Consider the following 19,925-nt stretch of genomic DNA (forward strand, 5'->3'; position numbering starts at 1 on the left):
GTAAGACCGGCAATGCCAAGGCATTGAGGCGACGGACAGCGAAGCAGGAACCTGGGAGGTAACGACCAGGGAATCCCCTTCCACAAGCGCGCTAGCGCTGAAGGTGGGGGAGGATGTCAAGGTAACCAAAGCCGAACGAGACGTTGAAAAAGGCTACCCCAAAGCCGAATTCATCTCAAAACTGCGGCGTCTAGCAGATGCTATCGAAAGCGATAGACGCTTTGATATCCAGATAGCGGGAGAACGAATATATGTGCCAACACGTGCCGAGTTCACTATTGAACACGAGCGTTCGGATGATGAAGAAGAGGTAGAGTTTCAGATCAAATGGAAGAGAGAGTAGCGAAAAGCTAAATCAGCTAGCCCGCGACGCCAAAGGCACATATAACGTCGCCCGATTGGGCGACGTTATGAGCTTTAGCGGAAGCGAAAACTCAAAAACACTTAATCGTCGACCTTCGATGAACCAAAATGGCTTAGGAAAGCTTCTCGATCAAGGATTCCCCAGCTTTCCAAAGAGTAATAACCATTGGCACCCTCTGGAGAGCTGGCATCCCGGATAAACAGAATATGAAGCCTGAACTCCTCTCGAATTGAAGTAAGCTGACGTTTTACTGTACCTGCAGGAATTGCCGTTTCCTCGACAATATCCTGCAGATTAGGCTTATCCAGCACCTCAAGCGCATGAATGATCGCATACTTGCGTTTCGCGTCTCTAGACAGGTTTGGCATCAAGGTTATACCCCACCTTCAACACCAACCAACTGCACCTCAGAGACCATCACACGGATAAGAGTGTCTTCATTATCATCATCCAATCGAATCCAGCAATATCCTGGTTCTAAGTCGACTCGATCCAGCAAAAGAATGCCTGTTCGTCGAGCACCGCCCTCCTCCAGGCTGACAACGATACGGGCAGCCGAAGGTTCAGCTTCAAGCCACTTTTTAGATGTATCTTCAACATTCAACCTAGCAACCTGACGAAGCTTGGCAGGTTGAGATGTGTTTGGTTCAGTTTGGTGACTTGGTACCTCACGACCTTTTTTTCTATTGCCCTTCGATGTATCAGCATGAGTCAATGTATCGTTTTCACTACCCTCCCCTGTCGGGCTAGTTGAGGGAAATGAATCAGCAGCAGAAATTGAAGAAGTGGTTTCTGAGACCAAATTAGGGTTAGGATCATCCGGCAATGTACTGGCCTTCGCCTGCTTGTGTAACTGGCGAGCCGCTTTTCGACTGATCCCCTCGTCGAGGGCTTTCCGGCAAAGAATTTCTGCTTGCGCTGGAGCTATGTCATAAATCTGACGAAGAATATTCAACGTCTCGGGGTCAGAGGTAATATCTTCATCATATAATGCCATAACGCACTCAGGTAGCTTGAGCAAAGCCAAGTGCTGAGACACATATCCTCTAGATTTACCTAGCCGTTTGGAAACATCAACAGCCTTCCACCCGGCAGTGATGAATTTTTGGAATCCACGAGCAATTTCTATCGGCGTCAGATTTTCACGCTGAATATTCTCGATTAACTCACCAGCCGTCTCATCAAGTTCATCCAACTCCTTCTTGTTGACGATTACTTCAATCTTCAAGCCCGCCAACTTGCAGGCACGCCAGCGTCGTTCGCCCTTTTGGATCCGGTACTTTCCGTCGTTTCCCTTAGGGTGAACAATAATAGGTTGCTCTTGCCCATTTACCTTGATGGAAGCGGCAAGCTCTTCAATACCGCTGAATTTTTCGCGGACTTGGCTAGCCTTAGGAACAACATCTTCGCAATTTAGTACGAGGACTTCTTTCGCCCCTTTCGAGCGGCGTGAGAGAGTTTGCAGATTCTCGAGGTTTCCGATTGACATCTCAGCCCACCTTTTCCATCAGCTCATTGATGACAGCACGCATGTCCTTGGCAGCCTCACGAGCCGATGTCGCTTTGATACTCCATACAGGAACGCCTAGATTATTTGCCTCATCAAGCTTTCCTCTCAAGCCAATTTCAGCGGTATAAACTAAATCTGGAACCGCCTCTCGCAGCTGCTTGCATGCTTGAAGATGCGAAGGAAAATTACGATTAAGGTTGTTGATCACCATGCCGGTATTTTCCAGTTCAGGATTCAGCTCATCTTGAACACTGATGATTGTATTGAGCAAACCCTCCACACCGTCCAGGGCGAATCCACTCACCTGCACTGGGCAGATGACGTGTGTCGATAGCGTAAGCGCGGCGACTAGCTTTCGCCCCAGGCTTGGAGGACAGTCAACTGCTACATAATCGTAATGTTCCAGAATTCCACTTTTCTCCAGATTATCCGCTGGATTCAGGACACAGGATAAGGGAAGTCCCTCTATTTCAGATAGTTCAGGATCATTTTTGGTACTCCAAATTAGATCCATTCCACGTGGGCAAGGCATTACCTTGATATCTGTGAAGTTCTCCTGGAAAAGCTCTGCCGAGGATGTGCCAGTGAATTCACCATCACTTTTCGATAAACGGCTGGAGGTGTTGCCCTGGGGATCCAAGTCGATCACAAGTACGCGATAGCCTGATTCGGTAAGGTGGAAAACTGTCTGGAGGCAGATGGTGGACTTGCCGACGCCACCCTTCTGGTTGGCAAAGCTGATGATCTTTGTCATGGGCTCCCCGGTGGGCCGACCTAAAAAGGCTGGATTGGTGTGTTTAATTTACTGTCGTTTAGCCAACAGAATGTTTCGCATGCGAAACATTCTAAGCAACATAAACTGAGACAGCAAGCCCTGAAATTGATGCAGCCAGAGCATAAAATGCTGCTTATGGCTCAAAAACAGCGCAGAGAATGACTTTTTAATTAGCTTGAAGGCTAACTGATTAATTCTCAGAAATATGGATTATGCAGAATTTTTCAGCCATGCGGGCGGACGCAGTCACAGTAATGGTAGCGTTTCTTGGCGTGCTTTACGCTGGCTGCGTGGAAGACCCAAGGTACGTTCGTTTTCTCCCATTCGACGTGAGCCAGCCATGACGTGCTGAATCCAGTCTTTTCCAGGATGAAGCGTGAACTCGGCATCAATTGGAGAAGGACGTCCACGTGGACGACGCTTAGGGAATATTTCTTCCACATGAAAGTCTTCAAGCAAACCAGCCACTTTCATTTTTTCTAGTTCACGCTTGAGAGCGTTGATACTGCCACTGATTTTCTTGTGATTTAAACCTGGGGTGGTGGCACGCAGCGCCTGTATCCGGAACGTGAACGGGTGGGCTGGGGATATATTCGGTGCCAAATAATGCATCTGTCGGATCAAATAAGAGGCATAGGGCGTGAAGCCAAATGTATGGGACAGTGGGTATTGCCGATAGGTAACATTGCGAATGGCATGGGAAACCAAAGGATGCAGCTGCACGCGCCATACATCCTTGCCTTGCTTGAGGCCTTCTTTGCTCTGAATGCGATCAAAGCTGGGCAAGATGGGATGACGTTTATCGCTTGAACGCTGATCGTTGCCTTCTTTAATGGTCATGATAGTCGATGAAAGCACTTCGAGAGCTTGGCGAACCTGTGCGTGACTTAACGTGCTGCCCATGGCTTTCAATACCCTAGCCATATCACGTATTGAAAATTGCACGCGATATAGCGTTTCGCCATCGACCCGGTGCATTTCTGCTTGGTCACAAGCTAAGTGGATGAGGGCTTGCTCCACTGCCTGCTCACGGGCACCAGGATAGCGCCTTAGTGGCTTGCTATTTTTGGTTGGGTAATAGGTACCGGGAAAGAGCGTCATTTTGAAAGGATGATCCGCGATAGCGAAATCTACCTCATGGGCATTGGGGAGCTCTTCATTTTTGACAGAATTTAGTATCTCACCGCTATATTTTGGAACCGTTTCCCACAGCATAATGACATTTGAAAGCTTGGTGCGTTCATCAGCACTATTGCACAGAAACGACTGAAAAAGGCGCAAGGCTTCTACGTCTCGGGTTTCTGGCGTACTGATTCCAGGAGTGAAAGCCCCTTCGGCTCCCCATAGCATGATTTGTTTATCTGCCACTTTTTGCACTGTCCCCTTGCCCCCATGCACTTATCACTTTGTCATAGTCATGGCCGATTTCACGTTATATAGCAAGTGAGGTGGGAGATGAAACCCTCGAAAAGCGGGAGATGAAAGCGCTTTTATTCCCCGTCGACGTGCCTGGTTAGGCCATGTTACGTATTTTATCCTCCAAGCAATGAAGGTGGGAGATGAAAGCGTATTTAATCAGCAAACTATTTATGGCCTGGGTGGCCTGAGGGAATCAACTTCAGACTGGAATGTGGTTATCTTCTCGCTGTAGCTGTAGGCACAGGAGGAGGACAGGTGGGAGATGAAAGACGTTTTAATCAGTAACTCTATGATTAATAAATATAAATTAAAGAAAATTTAATAAAAGAAAGCGTCGAGAGTCCTGATCAGGGAGCCAGCGACATTTACTGTATGAATTATGGGTACATGCGTGAATGACGATTCCCCTGGGTGGGAGATCAATCGGGTAAAAAGTGGGAGATCAAAGCGCATAAAATAGAGTCGAGGCAAAATTGAGCGCTATTCGGACGTGATCCTGAGCGGCATTCAGCAGTTATCCACAGCTCGTCTTCGCCAAGTGGGAGACCAAACCGCCTTTATTCAGCCATCGCTGGGAGATGAACCTGCATTTAATCCATAAACCGTTCAGCCCTGACCTACTCAGGTTGTACAAAGTGGGAGATGAAACACGGCTTATTCCTGCGCATCGGGAGATCAATCCGACGTTAACCGGGAGACCAAACCCATTAAATGCGGGAGATCACTGCCTAGTTATTGCCAAGTTACTTCAATATTATCAATAACTTGATCATCGCCTCCTTTAATTCCTTCTATCCTTTTCCTTCTATTCCTTTATTGCTTCTGCTTCTTATCGAACTGTGATCGTACTTGGTTTTATAGACATGAAATGCGTTCACAGAGTATTCACAGAATTGACATCCTCCCTCTCACTCAACTTGCGGTATCGCCTTGCAGCGTAAAGGGGATTCCCTGGTTGTCACCTCCCAGGTTCCTGTTTCACAGTCCGTTGTCCTTTGTGGTAACGCCGCCGGTCTAACACAGGTGTCGCAGGATTAACGTTCCGTGAGCCCCAAGGTAATCTTCTGTTCGTGCTGACGGAGCTTGTCGACCCCGACTAGTATGGCCTTAACCGTCTGGAGGATATTGCGGGCAGCGTTGATATCACGATCGATGCCTTGGGTGTGGCAACTCGGACAGTTCCAAGTACAAACATTTAGCGGCATCTTGTCCGTGATGTGACCACAGTGAAAACAGCGTTTGAGGTTTGAGCTGGGATACCCTTGTCGATCTAGACGGAATCCCGTCCGTACCACTGGGCTTTTATGGTCGAACTGGCGCACCAGCTCAGCCCGGATCACTGATGACCTTCACCAGCGATCTATTTTTGACCATGCCGGTGATGTTCAGCAACTCGACACACAGCACTTGGTTTTCGTTGGCGAGGGTCCGGATCGCTTTATGGATCCGCATCGCGGCTGCAGTCCTCGATCTTGGCATGCAACTGTGCCACCTTAGTGGGAGATGAAAGGCGCTTTAATCAGTAACTCAATGATTAATAACCATAAATTAATTAAAATCTAATCAAAGATAGCGCCGAGAGCCCTGATCAGGGAGCCAGCACTGCTTACTGCATGAATTTTAGGCACCTTGCGCGAATGACGGGATCCCCTGGGTGGGAGATCAATCGGGTAAAAAGTGGGAGATCAAAGCGCAGAAAATCGAGTCGAGGCCAGATTGAGCGCTATTCGAACGTGATCCTGAGCGGCATTCAGCAGTTATCCACAGCTCGCCTTCGCCAAGTGGGAGACCAAACCGCCTTTATTCAGCTCTTGCTGGGAGATGAGCCTGCATTTAATCCATAAACCGTTCAGCCCTGACCTACTCAGGTTGTACAAAGTGGGAGATGAAACACGGCTTATTCCTGCGCATCGGGAGATCAATCCGACGTTAACCGGGAGATCAAACCCATTAAATGCGGGAGATCACTACCCAGTTATTGCCAAGTTACTGCAACATTATCAATGGCTTGATCATCGTCTCCTTTAGGTCCTTCTATCCTTTTCCTTCTATTCCTTTATCGATCAGCGCGAAAAACCACTTACCGTCCTGCCCAAGTAGACTTGTACTCAAGCTGTCGGACAAATTTGCCCTAGTCGGCATCACTGATAGTTTTGGCTAAATGGCGGTTTTTCACTATAACGGTGATATACAGCGACTCGGCACACAGGACTTGGTTTTCGTTGGCGAGGGTCTGGATCGCTTTATGGGTCCGCATCGCGGCAGCAGTTACCGATCTTGTCACAGGCAGTGAGTTCCTCCAGTTGCAGGAAACGGATGCCTGGAGTGGGATGCGAGCTACTGGCGGCCGGGAAGATAGCAATGCCCAGGCCAGCAGCTACTATGCTGAGGATGGTGATGTTGTCAGCGCCATGCTGCACAACACGTGGTTCGAACTGCAGACGGGCAAAGTGCGCCATCATACGACCATAATAGACCGGTAAGGCGCTACGGAATCCCCCCACGAAGTCGGCATTCTTGAGGTCTTCCAGACTGGTGGGCGGCGACTTAGCCCATGATGACGGCGACGGTACGGCTAATATCAAGTGATCATGCTGCAGGAGTCGCGTTTCTAGTCCATGTTGCTCGGCGCTGTCGAGGTACAGGATGCCTGCGTCCAGCTTGTCCTCTCGTAGACGGTCTAGATCAAGACAATCTACTTGGGCGGACGCAAGCGTTCACTCCATGAAGCCACGGCCCGCAGAGGCCGTAAACAGACCAACCATGAGCAGAAGCGCAACGGCAAGAACGTCGTCAGTCTCAAGGGCTTCAGCGACTGAATGCAGAGCGCTATTTGGGCCGTGTGGGCTATATCAATGGGTTCAACAGCAGAACGGCTGCCTTTATTCTTGGGGAAGATGGTCGCTATATTGCCACGCCCGGCAAGCGCTACAATCAGGTGCTCTTGGCGAAGATACAGAGTCTTCACCACAACCAGATCCGCGTCAGGTTTTTGGTCAAGCAACCCCTTACTCCCGCGCGTCACTGGTTGACGCTCGTTGATACGAGGGAATCCGGTCGTATGATTGTTGAATACCAGCAAGGCAGGTTCTTGGGCTACGAGATCCGCGGAGACCTCTTCGAAAATGGGGCCGGGAATGTGCCTATTGCGGCGCCAGCGACACACCTTTGGAAGTCGAGCATGTGGTACCGCGATCTCGGAACGGATCGAATCGGATGAGCAACCTGACCATTGCCTGTTACGACTGCAACACCGCCAAGGGCAGCCAGCCGCTTACACCCTATTGTATTGCAACGGGGTAATGGCTACGGCTATCACCAGCTACCCACGATTCAAATCAAAGGAGAAGGGAAACGGGCAGCCAATCGTTCATAGTGAGACGGACTATCCCTTCCGGCGCTAAAGTATAAAGTAACCGGGTTTACCCCGCAAAAACAGATGATTCGTGGGTGCATTCACCAGCTTCTCCAGGCCAAATGTTTCGCATGCGAAACATATCAGCCCGGATATTACACCAGGCTGGCTGACGTCGGTTCCATTACCGGCTTGCCTGTGGTGGAAGCGCAGGCGGAGAACTGTCGGCCTATATCCCGACCAACCTCATCTCGATCACCGATGGCCAGAGCTAACTGTCACCGCAGTTGGTGTGCAAAAACCAGTTCCTGGCGGTCGACCCCGGGGTGTCAATGTCGCGTTTTGCTGAGTAACCTGCTCCAGCTGGGTCATGGCGCGGTTGATCTCTTCAATTCCCACGGACTGCTCGGTGGTCGCGGAAGACATTTCAGTGACCAATTCGGCCATTTGCTGTGCCTGCCTGGCGATGGTACCCAAGGTTTCACTGGTGGAGTTCACCAAGGTTTCGCCTTCACTGATGCAAGCCAAATTATTACCTGATTACGCATATGGCTCAGCCATCTTCAGGAACCGGTACGGCATCGGCGGCGTTTTTACCGCCACCGCGAGAAAGCGCGGAATCATGGCCTTGAGGTCGTAGCGCCTGTTGAAGCGGTATTCGAACTCGGCCAGATAGCGAGGGACGTGCTGCCCGCGGATGGCATGGTAGGTNATAGCGAGGGACGTGCTGCCCGCGGATGGCATGGTAGGTGCCAGTAATGGCGTTCTTGACGTTGCCCAGCAGGGTGTTGACCCAGTTGAACTCAGGGTTCTCCACGCTGGCACGCCCTCCGCCCGTGATGTGGCGCTCGTGGGCGTAGTCTGGTGTGTCGAAAGCCCGGAAACACCCCAGACCATCGCTGATGACCTGGCTGCCCGGCGCAATGGCCTGTTGCGCATAGCGACGTATCTCGGTGAGGGTAAAGCCGCTCACACGGCGTAGCTGAACACGCTGCGGGTGGCCCTCCTCATCGGTTTGCACGGCCGCCACAAACGGGAATTTGTGCTCAGCGCCGCGCCCGCGCTTCCCCGGTCGTTCACCGCCCAGGTAGGCGTCATCGATCTCGATGCGTCCAGTAAGCGTCTCTCCCGGGTTGCGCTCGTGCATGACTTGCAGCAGTTTGTGCTTGAGCTTCCAGGCCGTGTTGTAGGTGACGCCGAGTTCCCGGGACAGCTGCAGTGCCGAGAGGCCATTCTTGCGTTGGGTCAGTAGGTAGATCGCCAGGAACCAGGTGGTCAGCGGCAGGTGCGTGCCATGGAAGATGGTACCGGCGGTCAGCGAGGTCTGATGATGGCAGTGATGGCACTGGTAGAGCCCCCGCGACAGCTGGCAGCACGTCGTGTTGCCATACGAACTTCTTGGGCCAACGAAGCCGGTAGAGGGCCGCACGGCATTGCTCTTCCGTGCCGTACTGTTCGAGGAAGGCCGGCAGCGACAGGCCGGGTTGAAACTGGATAGGGTTGCGAGCCATGTCGATAACGCCTTGATCGTCCACATGCTTTCATCGTAGTTCAAGACTGGCCTGATGGCTGACTGAGGTGAGTAATCAGGAATTATTATCGATAAGCTTACGAATCTCGTCAGCCTCTTGTGCGCTACGGCTAGCCAGCTTGCGCACTTCCTGGGCGACCACGGCAAAGCCACGCCCGTGCGTGCGGCTTCCACAGAGTCGTTCAGCGCCAGCATGTTGGTTTGAAAGGCAATACTATCAATCGCATTACCGGCTATTCCCCGGAAAAAGCCCTGGGTCGGAACCTTAGTCAGCTGCTTAAGTCAGAAGAGACTGAACAGGCATTCTACGAGGCTATGTGGAAGTACCTCGATATCTGCGATTCTGGCAGGTCAGTGCTATGTGCTGGAAGGCTCCCGGCAGGGTGGTCAGGTCATCGCCCGTCAGGTACGCCGGGCACTCGGCACCACTGCACCGGTGTCATTCTTCGACTCACCTCAATCGGAAGCGCACTGGCAGCGATTCCTCACCTTTCTGGATTCGCACTGCCTGCCCGAAGAGTCATTGGTGGCAGTGACAGCTGCACAGCATGCTTTCGACGACTACCTGACGGCGCTGAATGAGGCGGGCGAGACGAGATCTGCACGGCACTCGACTTCGGAGAGTTGACCCCGGTTGGGCACTCGGCGAGTGGCATCATCGGCGTGCTGGCGTCTCCAGCTACCCGACGGCAGCAAATATCCCGTGATGGTTAATATCCATCGTCGCTCAATGCAAGAAGGTAATTAGCATTACTGCTTTGAGTCGCTTCACCAAGCCAAATGTTTCGCATGCGAAACATTTGGCTATTACTGAACAATCCCGCATTTTGACAATGAAAGGGAGTAGCTCACAAATGTAGTCAGCAACAGGCTGACTACATTTGTGGTGTTTTGCGCCACCTGCTGGAAAACCATATTCTGGTCCAACGGAGCTTCGAGGAGATCAACGCCAGTCTGGCCGAGTAGGGTCTATTGATGGGCGAAGTAATGATCGTGGAGGACAGCCTTTCACCAAGAACAAAGCTAATCTGCGCAATCAGAGGTAACCGCTGACGTTGTGTTCAGGCAACGCTCTGCGCTTTAGTCGCTCAGAGGCGATTTGATCAGTGGCTCCCCAAAGGCAAACCAAGAAATTCCCCCAAAGCAAGGTGGTTGGGAGGAGTGACAGTCTGCTGTATCAAGTGGGGAAACTTCTAGGAGAGAGTTCTCGTTTGATATTCTCAGCGACGTCTTTCAAGCGAGGCCCAAGATTATCGACTAGCCGTTCGTGAGTTAACCGCAAGCTTGAACCACCGCAATTGATCGCCATGATTTCGGCGCCATCTTCCAAGATCAGAGGCATCGCTACGGCACTGATGTCTTGCTGCCAATCGCCTTCGGAAAGACAGAAACCATAGCGGGCATAGTCATCCTGGCTTTTAAGGATAGCGTCCTTAAATGTCGGCCATTCTTTACCGTACATCGTTTTCAGTTCACGCATTACCTGTTCTTGTCGCTCTGGTGGCAGTCCACATAGCCAGGCACGACCGATGGCAGAAGTGGCAATAGGAAGCCTCGAACCTGTATCCAGGCGAATGATTAGTGGGCCGTTTCCATGACAAGTCTCAAGATAAACGATGGAATTCCGGTCGGCGGCACCCAGGCTGACATTGCAATCAGTCGCATCCGCTAAACTTTGAAGATGGGGGCGAGCGATGTCACGAATGCCTAAGTTTGCCAAGTAACGGTAGCCCAGAGCGAGAACGCCAGCGCCTAGACGGTACTTTTCCAAATGTTGGTTGTGCTGCAAGTAACCGAGTTCAGTCAGTGTATATGTAAGTCTGGAAATAGTGGGCCGGGGAATGCCAGTACGTTTGGATAGCTCGGCATTGCCCAGGTACTCTTCGCCTGTGCCGAATGCACGTAATAGTTCCAGTCCTCGTGCCAGGGCGGTAACAAAGTTGCGATCTTTTTCAGGTAGAACGCTTTCATTGTTAGCGGTATCGAGTCGTTTCATCTGCTATCTCTGTGATCGCTGAGGGGTAACAAGCCAAGTATCGCATATCTAGAAAAAAGAGAAGGGGAGGGCGGAAAAGACGCCACAAGATAACGCCCACGGAAAGGTAGGCGCTCGATGTGTTGATGAAACCAACAATGTTGGTCTAGCTGGGCATCCTCAGTCCAACCGTTCGATGATACAGGCAATACCTTGCCCTACGCCGATGCACATGGTGACTAGGGCATAACGTCCTTTGTTGGCTTCCAATTGGCGCAGGGCCGTCAATGCTAAACGTGCCCCTGAGGCCCCAAGTGGGTGGCCGATGGCAATAGCGCCGCCATTGGCATTGAGACGGCTGTCATCAGGGGACAAGTCAAGCTGTTTAACACAGCCTAACACTTGGGTAGCGAAGGCTTCATTGATTTCAATCACATCCATCTGTCCCAGTGTTAGTCCGGCGCGCGCGAGCACTTTCTGTGTCGCTGGTACCGGTCCTAATCCCATTACCCGTGGAGATACCCCGGCGACCGCCCCAGCGACGATACGTGCCCGTGGCTTGATGCCAGCCTCCTGGCCCGCTTTACCACTTCCTATAAGTAAAGCGGCCGCCCCGTCATTGAGGCCTGATGCATTGCCAGCGGTTACCACACCCCCTTCAAACAACGAAGTAAGTTTTCCTAATTTAGCGGCATCAGTGCCAGGGCGTGGATGTTCATCTTTATCGACCAGTATTGCAGGCTGCTTTCGACCTTGAGGGACTTCGATACCCACTATCTCGTCCTCGTAAAACCCTCTTGCCAAGGCATCGGCATAGCGGGCTTGGGAGCGAGCGGCAAAAACATCGCTTTCATCGCGACCCAAGCCTAAATCATGAGCTACATTATCGGCAGTTTCCGGCATGCTATGACTGCCATATTGATGGGCAATCCTGGCGTTGGGAAAGCGCGAACCGATCACGGTATCGTACATCGGCTGATTACGGGCATAGGGAGATTCAGCTTTACCTAGTACATAGGGTGCTCGTGACATGGACTCCACACCCCCCGCAAGAAACAAGCTGCCTTCTTCCAGCCGTGTTGCTCTGGTCGCATCAATGATGGCGGCCAAACCACTGCCGCATAAACGGTTTACTGTTTGCCCTGCTACCTCTACGGGCAAACCGGCCAAAAGCGCAGAATGACGCGCTATATTGCGTGAATCCTCGCCTGCCTGATTGGTACAACCAGCCAAGACTTCTTCATAGGCGCCTAGAGAAAAGTCGTTACGCTCAATCAATGCTTTCAAGACATAACCCAACAGATTGTCGGGGCGAATAGAGGCCAGGCTGCCACCGTGACGGCCAAAAGGGCTGCGTAAGCCATCATAAATAAAGGCATCATTCATGCGAAACTCTCCTGTTAGTTTTGTTCGGGGGTGGTCAAGGGCAGATTTAGTAAAGCGCGGCGTCGCAGCCAAGGGCTGGCACGATAGCGAGGGTCTCCAGTGGCGGCCAGAATATGATCGAGAATGGTAAGAATGTGCCGGCTGCCATAGTAGTCGCCCATACTCAAAGGGCCTCGGGGATACCCAAGTCCCAATTCCACCGCGCGGTCGATGGTTTCGGGCGCCGCGACACCTTGCTGTGCGATGTCGGCTCCGACGTTAACAATGCAAGCGACCATACGTTGCAGGATGAAACCGTTGCTGTCGTTGAAAGTACTGACCGCAGTGCCGTCATTTCCAAGCAGGTGTCTGGCAGCATCCTGGTAGAGAGATTGCGTGGCTGGCGTCGCCATCAGGCTGCGCCGCTTTTCCAGGCCGCCAAGCATATCGACGGCCATGCACCGGCTTGCATCCAGCCCCTGGCGTAATGCACAGGTAGTGGCGTCTTCTCCCAGGGGAGTGAGCAGGCACAAGGCGGTATCGCTGGGGACACTACCGTCTTCTATCAGCCAACCCGCGGCCTTGGTCAAGGCGGTCAGTGCTTGATGAGCAGCTCCATCTTCAGGACTGATCCATACCGGAAGTGGCGTTACCTCCGGCACAGGAGGCTCATCGTGGAGCACTGGTTTGCCAGCTTCATAGTGATAAAAACCTTCCCCACTTTTTCGTCCCAATAGCCCTGCATCCAGACGTGGGCGAGTCAGGGGAGAAGGGCGAAAGCGAGGCTCCTCATAATACTGATGATAGATAGACTCGATCACGGCATGCGACACATCGAGTCCAGTAAGGTCGAGGAGCGCAAAAGGCCCCATACGAAAGCCACCTTGATCGACCAGAACACGATCGATTGTCATGGGGTCTGCGACGCTTTCGCCAAGGATTCGCAATGCTTCAGTACTGAAGGCTCGTCCTGCATGATTAACCAGAAATCCGGGAGTATCGGTGGCACGCGCCGTGTAATGGCCCATTGCCTGCCCCAAGGCTTCGACGCGCTCAAGACAATCAAGTCCCGTCCGCAGCCCAGGTATCACTTCGACAATTTTCATCACGGGGACAGGGTTGAAGAAATGAAAACCAATCACCCGCTCCGGTAAACGGCAGCCGGCGGCAATTGCGGTCACGGATAATGAAGAGGTATTGGTCGCCAGTACCGCATCGTCAGCGATAACCGCTTCCAACTGTTTGAACAACACCTGCTTAGCTTCGAGTTTTTCGACAATCGCTTCTATCACGATGTCGCAACTTGCCATGCCGTCGAGACTGACGGCGTTGACAAGACTGGTTGTATAACTCTCGACTTGTGCCTGGTTCAGGCTTTGTTTTTCAAGCTTTCGTTGCCACAACCCGCCGATAAAATCCTGCGCCTCCGCGACAGCGCCTTCGCGACTGTCGTACAAATAAACCAACATGCCGGACTGGGCCGCGAGCTGTGCAATACCCCGGCCCATGGCACCGGTACCGACAATACCGACTGTCTTTAAAGGCTGAGGGTTTTTGTCCTCGCTTGAGGTGATGGTTGTCATGGCAGAACTCTCCTGGCGGGTAATAGCGTCTGGTTTTGGCCGGTCGGGTATGGAATGTGTAAATAGGTGCTTTTGATTTATAGTTTCGCAAAGCAAAACTGCATTCCGTTTATTGACTGCCATCCTAGGCTATGCAAAAGTGCATGACAAGTAATGCGAACCGTAATTTTGCTATGCAAAACGCTACCTGATTTGCAAGCCGACCCCTGGGATTAGCCCGCCAATTTTTACCCGCGAGGACACTCCATGATTCGTGATCCAGAACTACTAAGTCAGCTACTCGATACGATCTCCCGATTTGTGCGTGAACGCTTGATACCTAACGAAGAGCGCCTCGCTGAAGAAGATGCCGTTCCGCCAGAATTGCTAGAAGAAATGAAAGAAATGGGATTGTTCGGGCTGTCGATTCCAGAAGAGTACGGCGGTCTAGGGCTGACCATGGAGGAAGAGGCGTTGGTGGCGATGGAAATCGGCAAGACTTCCCCCGCGTTTCGCTCGGTTTTTGGTACCAATAACGGGATTGGTGCTCAAGGAATCCTGATTGATGGCACTCAAGAGCAGAAAGCCAAATATGTGCCGCGTTTAGCTACCGGTGAAATACTCAGCTCCTTCTGCCTCACCGAACCTGACTCCGGTTCTGATGCCGCAAGCTTGCGTACCACTGCAATTCGCGATGGTGATCATTACATCCTCAATGGTACCAAGCGCTACATCACTAATGGTCCCGAGGCGGACTTGTTCACCGTAATGGCACGAACCGACCCCGCCAACAAGGGAGCGGGGGGTATCTCCGCCTTTATTGTCCAGGGAGACACCCCGGGATTGATACGTGGTCCGGCGGATAACAAGATGGGCCAAAAAGGTGCTCATACCTGCGATATCATTTTCGATAACTGTCGGGTGCCTGCGGAAAACATCATAGGGGGCAAGGAAGGCCAAGGCTTCAAGACTGCAATGAAAGTATTGGATAGAGGACGACTGCATATTTCGGCTGTGTGTGTGGGTGTCGCTGATCGTCTCGTCGAGGAATCGTTGCACTATGCCATGGAGCGTAAACAATTCGGCGCCATGCTGGCTGATCATCAACTGATCCAAGCCATGCTCGCCGATAGCAAGACCGAAGCCTATGCGGGTTATGCCATGGTGATGGACGCGGCACGCCGTAAAGATACGGGAGAAAATGTGTCCACGCTGGCCTCTTGCTGCAAACTGTTTTGTGCCGAAATGGTCGGCCGGGTAGCAGACCGAGCCGTTCAAGTGCATGGCGGCGCGGGATACATGGCCGAGTATGCGGTAGAACGCTTTTATCGTGATGTACGCCTGTTTCGGATCTACGAAGGTACTACGCAAATCCAGCAGTTGGTGGTCGCACGCAACATGGTGCGGGAGGCAAGCTGATGTCACCTTCGCTAATGCACCAGGCACCCGATGAATTGATCTTCGGACGCTTGGCCAGCACCTTGGTTGACGAGCTCCCTGAGCGTCTGAGCACGCGAGTACTGGCCAATGCACAGCGTATTCCTGAGCATCCCGCCTTGGTCGATGGTGACGTGCGTTGGACCTATGCGGAGCTTGCCCAAGAGATCGAAGCGGCTCACCAATGGTTGCGGGCGTTGGATGTGCGCCCGGGAGACCGGCTGATGGCTGTCAGCGAAAATGGCCGCGCCCTCGTGGTGCTATTACTCGCTGCCAGTGAGCTGGATGCCTGGGTGGCGATTGTCAATTCGAGGCTATCAGACAATGAAATCGACCTGATTCGAGAGAATTGTGAGCCCCGGCGCATTTTCTATACAGGGGAGGCCTCGCCTGAAGCTGACGCTCATGGCAAGCGGCACGGGGCTGAACTCTATGCGCATCCTAGCTTGGGGCGATTGCGCATCAGCGCCTTGATGGAAAGCACACCGGAAGTGGTGGAAGCCAGCGGCGCCGATCAGGTTGCGGCGATGATCTATACCTCGGGTACCACGGGGACGCCAAAAGGCGTGATGTTGACTCATCGGGGCATTCTTTACATCGCCTCGATTTCTGGCGGCATGCGTCATCTCAGCGAAGGTCAGCGGGTCTACGGGGTGCTCCCCATGTCGCATGTATTCGGCTTGTCGTCGGTATGCATGGGATCGCTCTACAATGGGGCTTGCCTGTACACCATTCCACGTTTCGAGGCGGTACCACTGCTCGATGCGCTTGAGTACGAAGGTATCACCGTGCTGCAGGGGGTACCTGCCATGTATGCTCGTACCCTTGAGTTCCTGCGCCGTGAAGGGCGAGCACTCAAAGCCCCACAGTTGATCTATATTTCCGCAGGGGGCTCGCCGCTGGATGCCGATATCAAGCAGCGTGTGGAAGCTTGTTTCGGTTTGACCCTTCACAACGGCTATGGCTTGACCGAGGCCAGCCCCACCATCAGCCAGACCCGCATCGATGATCGCCCTGTCAGTAACACTGTCGGCCGTGTGTTGCCGCTGCTGGAGTATCGTCTTGAAGCGTTGAGTGAAAGTAGTGAGGAGGACACAAAGGATGGTATCGGTGAGCTTTGGGTACGCGGTCCGAATATCATGAAAGGCTACTTTCGTCAGCCTGACGCTACCCGAGCTTGCTTGACCTTTGATGGTTGGCTCAATACCGGCGACATTGCGCGGCTTGACGACCATGGCCAGCTCTACATCGTCGGGCGTAGTAAGGAATTGATCATTCGCTCCGGCTTCAATATTTATCCCCCCGACGTGGAAGCAGTGATCAACCAGCATCCGGATGTCACGTTATCCGCCGTGGTAGGGCGTCAAGTTTCCGGTAACGAGGAAGTCATCGCATTCGTTCAAACCGAACCGGGCGCATTGCTTGACGCCGCTACTCTAAAGGCCTTTATTGCTGAGCGTCTGGCCCCTTACAAACGTCCTACCCAAATTATCTGGATGGACAGCCTTCCTTCTACTGCCAGCGGCAAGATCCTCAAGGGACGCCTGCGTGACCTGGCACAACAAGAGGGCACGTCATGACGTCGGCGCCAACAGAGTCTCAGCTGGACCATCATCAGGTCACGATGGGCTATCACGAACTGCTAGGAATTTATGTCGCCGAGTGGACGACGAAGCGAATCGTGCTTGAACTGAATATTGAAGAGAAGCACTTCAACCGAAGCGGCAATGTGCATGGCGGGGTGCTGACCTCTTTGCTGGATAGTGCGCTCAGTCTTGCTGGGCTCTACTGCGCTTCGCCCGAACGAATACGCAAGGGAATGACCTTGTCCTTGACCACGACCTTTGTCAGTCCGGCACGCAGCGGCAAATTACGCGCGATAGGTGAGCTACGTGGAGGAGGAGCGAAGATATTCATGTCGAGCGGTCAGGTGGAAGATGCGCAAGGCAACTTGATTGCCATGGCGGAAGGAACGTTTCGGCGCCGTAATGGCAGCGAGTCGTCTGGTAGTGAGTCGTCTGGTAGTGAGTCGTCTGAAGGCGATGCTACGTGAGCATTGAGCGGTTGAAAGCAACCTTATTAGTAGTCGTAACGCTTACCACATTGTTTCATTTGGTAGGGGGCAACCTATGGGTGCAAGGGGTAGGTATCCTGGCCCTAGGGGGGTATTTAATTACGCTGCGCGGTCATTTTTCCGGCATGGCGCGCGGGTTGTTACTGGTCGCGGCAAGCCTGACGCTGATAGCGATATGGCAAGTGGACTCGCCGGGTCGACTTCTGTTTGATGCTGCGGGGCGTTTTGCTTTTTTCGTGACGTTTATCGTGGCATTGAGCCTGTTACGTCTGCCGGCCTACCGCTCACGCTTGGTAAGGCGTTGCGGGAAGAGCATGTTGCTTCAGCCTCCCAGCCGTCGTTATCCCATCTTGTCACTCGGGTCTGCATTGTTCGGGATTATCTTGAATATCGGGGTACTCAATCTATTTGCTTCAATGATCGAGAAGAGCAATACCCTTGCAGCAGCAGGTGGGCATGCCTGGGTTCAAAGAGTTCGCCAGCGTCGCATGATGCTGGCTTTGCTGCGTGGCTTCTCTCTGGCACCCCTGATATCTCCCATGGGTATCGGAGTGGCGGTGGTCCTTTCCAGCATGCCCGACCTCACTTGGCGTGAGCTGGCTCCCTATGTCTTGGGAGCCGCTTTGCTGATCTTTGTGGCTGGCTGGGCAATCGATCACTTAACCGGTCCTAAGCCACCGCTTACAGCAGCGGAAAAACCAACGCCGTCTCTGTTACCCCTGGGTCAGTTCAGCATATTGCTGGCAGGCATCGTGATGCTGGTATTCAGTCTTTCCTGGTGGCTGGAACTTCGTTTACCCATAGCGGCCTTGCTGGGCGCACCTGCCGGCGCTTTTATTTGGCTTGCCTGGCAACGCCGGCGTCTGGGAGGGCTGGGAGTGGTCGCGGCTGGTTTCAGCATGCATCGCCAGTTGCCCTGGCTGTTGGCACCCGCGAGCAATGAACTCGTGGTGCTGGGAACAGCAGGCTATCTCGGCCACTTATGCGTGGGGTTGGTGGATACTGCCAGTTTGGCCACAGCCTTGGCATTTCTCGATGCCTTGGGTGGCTTCAATGTGGTGATCGCCATGTTGACGGTCACGCTATTGGCACAGATTGGCATCAATCCGATTGTGACGGTGACTCTGCTGGCCGGACTTTTACCGCAGTTGGCTATTGAAGGCCTGACTCTTCCCTTGATCGGTGCAGCGCTGATGGTGGGCTGGGCCTTTGCATTGATGTCCTCACCCATGACCGCCTCCATGCTGATCTTGTCTCGTTTTACGGCAGTCCCTGCGACAAGGATCGGCTATCGCTGGAACGGCTTTTTTCTGTGCGCTGCCGTGCCATTACTGGCGACCTGGTTCTTGCTGGCACGCTTTGGTTCTTGAAGGACGGCAAATCAGGTTTTTATCCTGTAATACCAAAAACTAAAACCAAGTTTCTCTTTAGGCATTATGAGCAGGCTAAATCCACAAGCAATAAATTAGGAGAAAAGCATGAAAGTACTCGTCGCGGTCAAACGCGTCATCGACTACAACGTCAAGATCCGGGTCAAGCCGGACCACAGCGATGTCGACCTCACCAACGTCAAGATGGCCATGAACCCCTTCTGCGAAATCGCCGTGGAAGAAGCCGTGCGCCTGAAGGAAAAAGGCGTGGCCACGGAAGTGGTGGTGGTGACCATCGGCCCCAAGGCAGCCCAGGAACAGCTGCGCACCGCCTTGGCGCTGGGCGCGGATCGCGCGATTCATGTGCAGACCGACGAACGCGTCGAGTCGCTCGCCGTGGCCAAGTTGCTGGCCAAGGTGGTCGAGGAGGAGCAGCCGTCCCTGGTGCGGCTGGGCAAACAGGCCATCGACACCGACAACAACCAGACCGGCCAGCTGCTGGCCGCCCTGACCGGCCTGGCCCAGGGTACCGTCGCCTCCGAGGTGGTGGTGGACGGCGACACGCTGCAGGTGACCCGCGAGATCGATGGTGGCCTCCAGACCCTGGAACTGTCCCTGCCCGCCATCGTCACAGCGGATCTGCGCTTGAACGAGCCGCGCTACGCCAAGCTGCCCGACATCATGAAGGCCAAGAAAAAGCCCATGGACGTCAAGACGCCGGAGGATCTCGGCGTTGAAACAGCCTCGCGGGTCAGCCTGGTCAAGGTCGAATCCCCGGCCGAGCGCAAGGGTGGCATCAAGGTGGGCTCGGTGGACGAGCTGGTCGATAAACTCAAGAACGAAGCCAAGGTGATCTCATGAGCATTCTGGTCCTTGCCGAACATCACGACGGCCAACTGGCTGCCGCCACCGCCCATGCCGTGGCCGCGGCGCAACAGATCCAGCAAGCCGGCGGCGGCAATATTGACGTCCTGGTGGCGGGCGAGAACGTCGACGGCGTGGCCCAGGCCGCGGCCAAACTCGACGGCGTGGCCAAGGTGCGCGTCGCCGATCATGCGGTCTACGCCCACCAGCTGGCCGAGCCGCTGAGCGCCTTGATCACCGAACTGGCCGGCGATTACAGCCACGTGCTGGCGGTGGCCTCGACCACCGGCAAGAACGTCATGCCGCGTGTCGCGGCGCTCAAGG

At 53.3% G+C, this 19,925-nt stretch carries 19 protein-coding genes and 3 pseudogenes; 9 read left to right on the top strand and 13 right to left on the bottom strand.

Annotated elements, in window-relative coordinates; genetic code table 11:
• Positions 1 to 103 precede the first annotated feature (103 nt).
• Complete coding sequence (locus tag DU506_RS18130) at positions 104 to 343, top strand: amphi-Trp domain-containing protein (protein WP_114488280.1); 240 nt, start codon at positions 104 to 106, stop codon at positions 341 to 343.
• A 101-nt stretch (positions 344 to 444) separates the two neighbouring features.
• Here DU506_RS18130 and DU506_RS18135 read toward each other — a convergent pair whose 3' ends face one another.
• The 7 genes and pseudogenes from DU506_RS18135 to DU506_RS18160 all read right to left on the bottom strand — a co-directional run.
• Positions 445 to 732: a helix-turn-helix domain-containing protein gene (locus DU506_RS18135; protein WP_114488281.1), complete on the bottom strand. Its 288-nt coding sequence runs from the start codon at positions 730 to 732 to the stop codon at positions 445 to 447.
• Positions 733 to 737: 5 nt separating this feature from the next.
• Positions 738 to 1,853, bottom strand: coding sequence for a ParB/RepB/Spo0J family partition protein (locus DU506_RS18140; RefSeq protein ID WP_114488282.1), 1,116 nt, complete (start codon positions 1,851 to 1,853; stop codon positions 738 to 740).
• Between the two features lies 1 nt (position 1,854).
• Complete coding sequence (locus DU506_RS18145; protein WP_114488283.1) at positions 1,855 to 2,628, bottom strand: ParA family protein; 774 nt, start codon at positions 2,626 to 2,628, stop codon at positions 1,855 to 1,857.
• Between the two features lie 267 nt (positions 2,629 to 2,895).
• Positions 2,896 to 4,017: a hypothetical protein gene (locus DU506_RS18150; protein ID WP_181870811.1), complete on the bottom strand. Its 1,122-nt coding sequence runs from the start codon at positions 4,015 to 4,017 to the stop codon at positions 2,896 to 2,898.
• A 1,085-nt stretch (positions 4,018 to 5,102) separates the two neighbouring features.
• Positions 5,103 to 5,408, bottom strand: a complete 306-nt coding sequence (locus tag DU506_RS22880) for a zinc ribbon domain-containing protein (protein ID WP_114488285.1) — start codon at positions 5,406 to 5,408, stop codon at positions 5,103 to 5,105.
• Positions 5,395 to 5,520 carry a hypothetical protein gene (locus DU506_RS22595; RefSeq protein ID WP_268877343.1) on the bottom strand — a complete coding sequence of 42 codons (126 nt, stop codon included), beginning with the start codon at positions 5,518 to 5,520 and terminating at the stop codon, positions 5,395 to 5,397. The genes DU506_RS22880 and DU506_RS22595 overlap by 14 nt, the downstream gene beginning before the upstream one ends.
• A 791-nt stretch (positions 5,521 to 6,311) precedes the next feature.
• Positions 6,312 to 6,740 (bottom strand): annotated as a pseudogene (locus DU506_RS18160) (LysR family substrate-binding domain-containing protein); the annotation flags it as partial.
• 511 nt (positions 6,741 to 7,251) lie between these two features.
• Here DU506_RS18160 and DU506_RS22305 point away from each other — a divergent pair.
• Positions 7,252 to 7,371, top strand: a complete 120-nt coding sequence (locus DU506_RS22305; protein ID WP_235825775.1) for an HNH endonuclease — start codon at positions 7,252 to 7,254, stop codon at positions 7,369 to 7,371.
• Positions 7,372 to 7,678: 307 nt separating this feature from the next.
• On the opposite strand, the gene DU506_RS18170 is transcribed toward DU506_RS22305, so the two are convergent.
• The 3 genes and pseudogenes from DU506_RS18170 to DU506_RS18180 all read right to left on the bottom strand — a co-directional run.
• Positions 7,679 to 7,951 carry a methyl-accepting chemotaxis protein gene (locus DU506_RS18170; protein ID WP_114488287.1) on the bottom strand — a complete coding sequence of 91 codons (273 nt, stop codon included), beginning with the start codon at positions 7,949 to 7,951 and terminating at the stop codon, positions 7,679 to 7,681.
• A 12-nt stretch (positions 7,952 to 7,963) separates the two neighbouring features.
• Positions 7,964 to 8,934: pseudogene (locus DU506_RS18175) on the bottom strand (IS1595 family transposase).
• Positions 8,935 to 9,024: 90 nt separating this feature from the next.
• Positions 9,025 to 9,176 (bottom strand): annotated as a pseudogene (locus DU506_RS18180) (methyl-accepting chemotaxis protein); the annotation flags it as partial.
• A gap of 139 nt (positions 9,177 to 9,315) precedes the next feature.
• Here DU506_RS18180 and DU506_RS18185 point away from each other — a divergent pair.
• Entirely contained in the window at positions 9,316 to 9,582 is a 267-nt protein-coding gene (locus DU506_RS18185; RefSeq protein WP_114488288.1) for a heme oxygenase-like domain-containing protein, read from the top strand.
• Between the two features lie 549 nt (positions 9,583 to 10,131).
• Here the strand turns inward: DU506_RS18185 and DU506_RS18190 are convergent.
• From DU506_RS18190 to DU506_RS18200, 3 genes are all read right to left on the bottom strand, one after another.
• Positions 10,132 to 10,950, bottom strand: a complete 819-nt coding sequence (locus DU506_RS18190) for an IclR family transcriptional regulator (RefSeq protein ID WP_114488289.1) — start codon at positions 10,948 to 10,950, stop codon at positions 10,132 to 10,134.
• Between the two features lie 159 nt (positions 10,951 to 11,109).
• A complete protein-coding gene (locus DU506_RS18195) occupies positions 11,110 to 12,315 on the bottom strand; it encodes a 3-oxoadipyl-CoA thiolase (protein ID WP_114488290.1) in 1,206 nt (401 codons plus the stop codon).
• A gap of 14 nt (positions 12,316 to 12,329) precedes the next feature.
• The gene (locus DU506_RS18200) at positions 12,330 to 13,877 is read right to left on the bottom strand and encodes a 3-hydroxyacyl-CoA dehydrogenase (RefSeq protein WP_114488291.1); all 1,548 of its coding nucleotides are present in this window, start codon (positions 13,875 to 13,877) and stop codon (positions 12,330 to 12,332) included.
• A gap of 246 nt (positions 13,878 to 14,123) precedes the next feature.
• Here DU506_RS18200 and DU506_RS18205 point away from each other — a divergent pair, with 246 nt between their 5' ends.
• The 6 genes from DU506_RS18205 to DU506_RS18230 form a co-directional block, all read left to right on the top strand.
• Positions 14,124 to 15,275 (top strand): acyl-CoA dehydrogenase family protein, encoded by a 1,152-nt coding sequence (locus tag DU506_RS18205; protein ID WP_114488292.1) that lies wholly within the window; start codon positions 14,124 to 14,126, stop codon positions 15,273 to 15,275.
• Positions 15,275 to 16,873: a class I adenylate-forming enzyme family protein gene (locus tag DU506_RS18210; protein WP_114488293.1), complete on the top strand. Its 1,599-nt coding sequence runs from the start codon at positions 15,275 to 15,277 to the stop codon at positions 16,871 to 16,873. The genes DU506_RS18205 and DU506_RS18210 overlap by 1 nt, the downstream gene beginning before the upstream one ends.
• Complete coding sequence (locus DU506_RS18215; protein ID WP_114488294.1) at positions 16,870 to 17,346, top strand: PaaI family thioesterase; 477 nt, start codon at positions 16,870 to 16,872, stop codon at positions 17,344 to 17,346. Before DU506_RS18210 ends, DU506_RS18215 begins: the two co-directional genes overlap by 4 nt.
• Positions 17,343 to 18,737: a hypothetical protein gene (locus DU506_RS18220; protein WP_114488295.1), complete on the top strand. Its 1,395-nt coding sequence runs from the start codon at positions 17,343 to 17,345 to the stop codon at positions 18,735 to 18,737. The genes DU506_RS18215 and DU506_RS18220 overlap by 4 nt, the downstream gene beginning before the upstream one ends.
• A 108-nt stretch (positions 18,738 to 18,845) precedes the next feature.
• Positions 18,846 to 19,598 (top strand): electron transfer flavoprotein subunit beta/FixA family protein, encoded by a 753-nt coding sequence (locus DU506_RS18225; RefSeq protein WP_114488296.1) that lies wholly within the window; start codon positions 18,846 to 18,848, stop codon positions 19,596 to 19,598.
• A partial coding sequence (locus tag DU506_RS18230; RefSeq protein ID WP_479715041.1) for an adenine nucleotide alpha hydrolase family protein occupies positions 19,595 to 19,925 on the top strand: 331 nt, incomplete at its 3' end. The genes DU506_RS18225 and DU506_RS18230, both read left to right, overlap by 4 nt.

Origin of the sequence: Vreelandella rituensis (genome assembly GCF_003336665.1) — a bacterium.
GTDB lineage: Bacteria > Pseudomonadota > Gammaproteobacteria > Pseudomonadales > Halomonadaceae > Vreelandella > Vreelandella rituensis.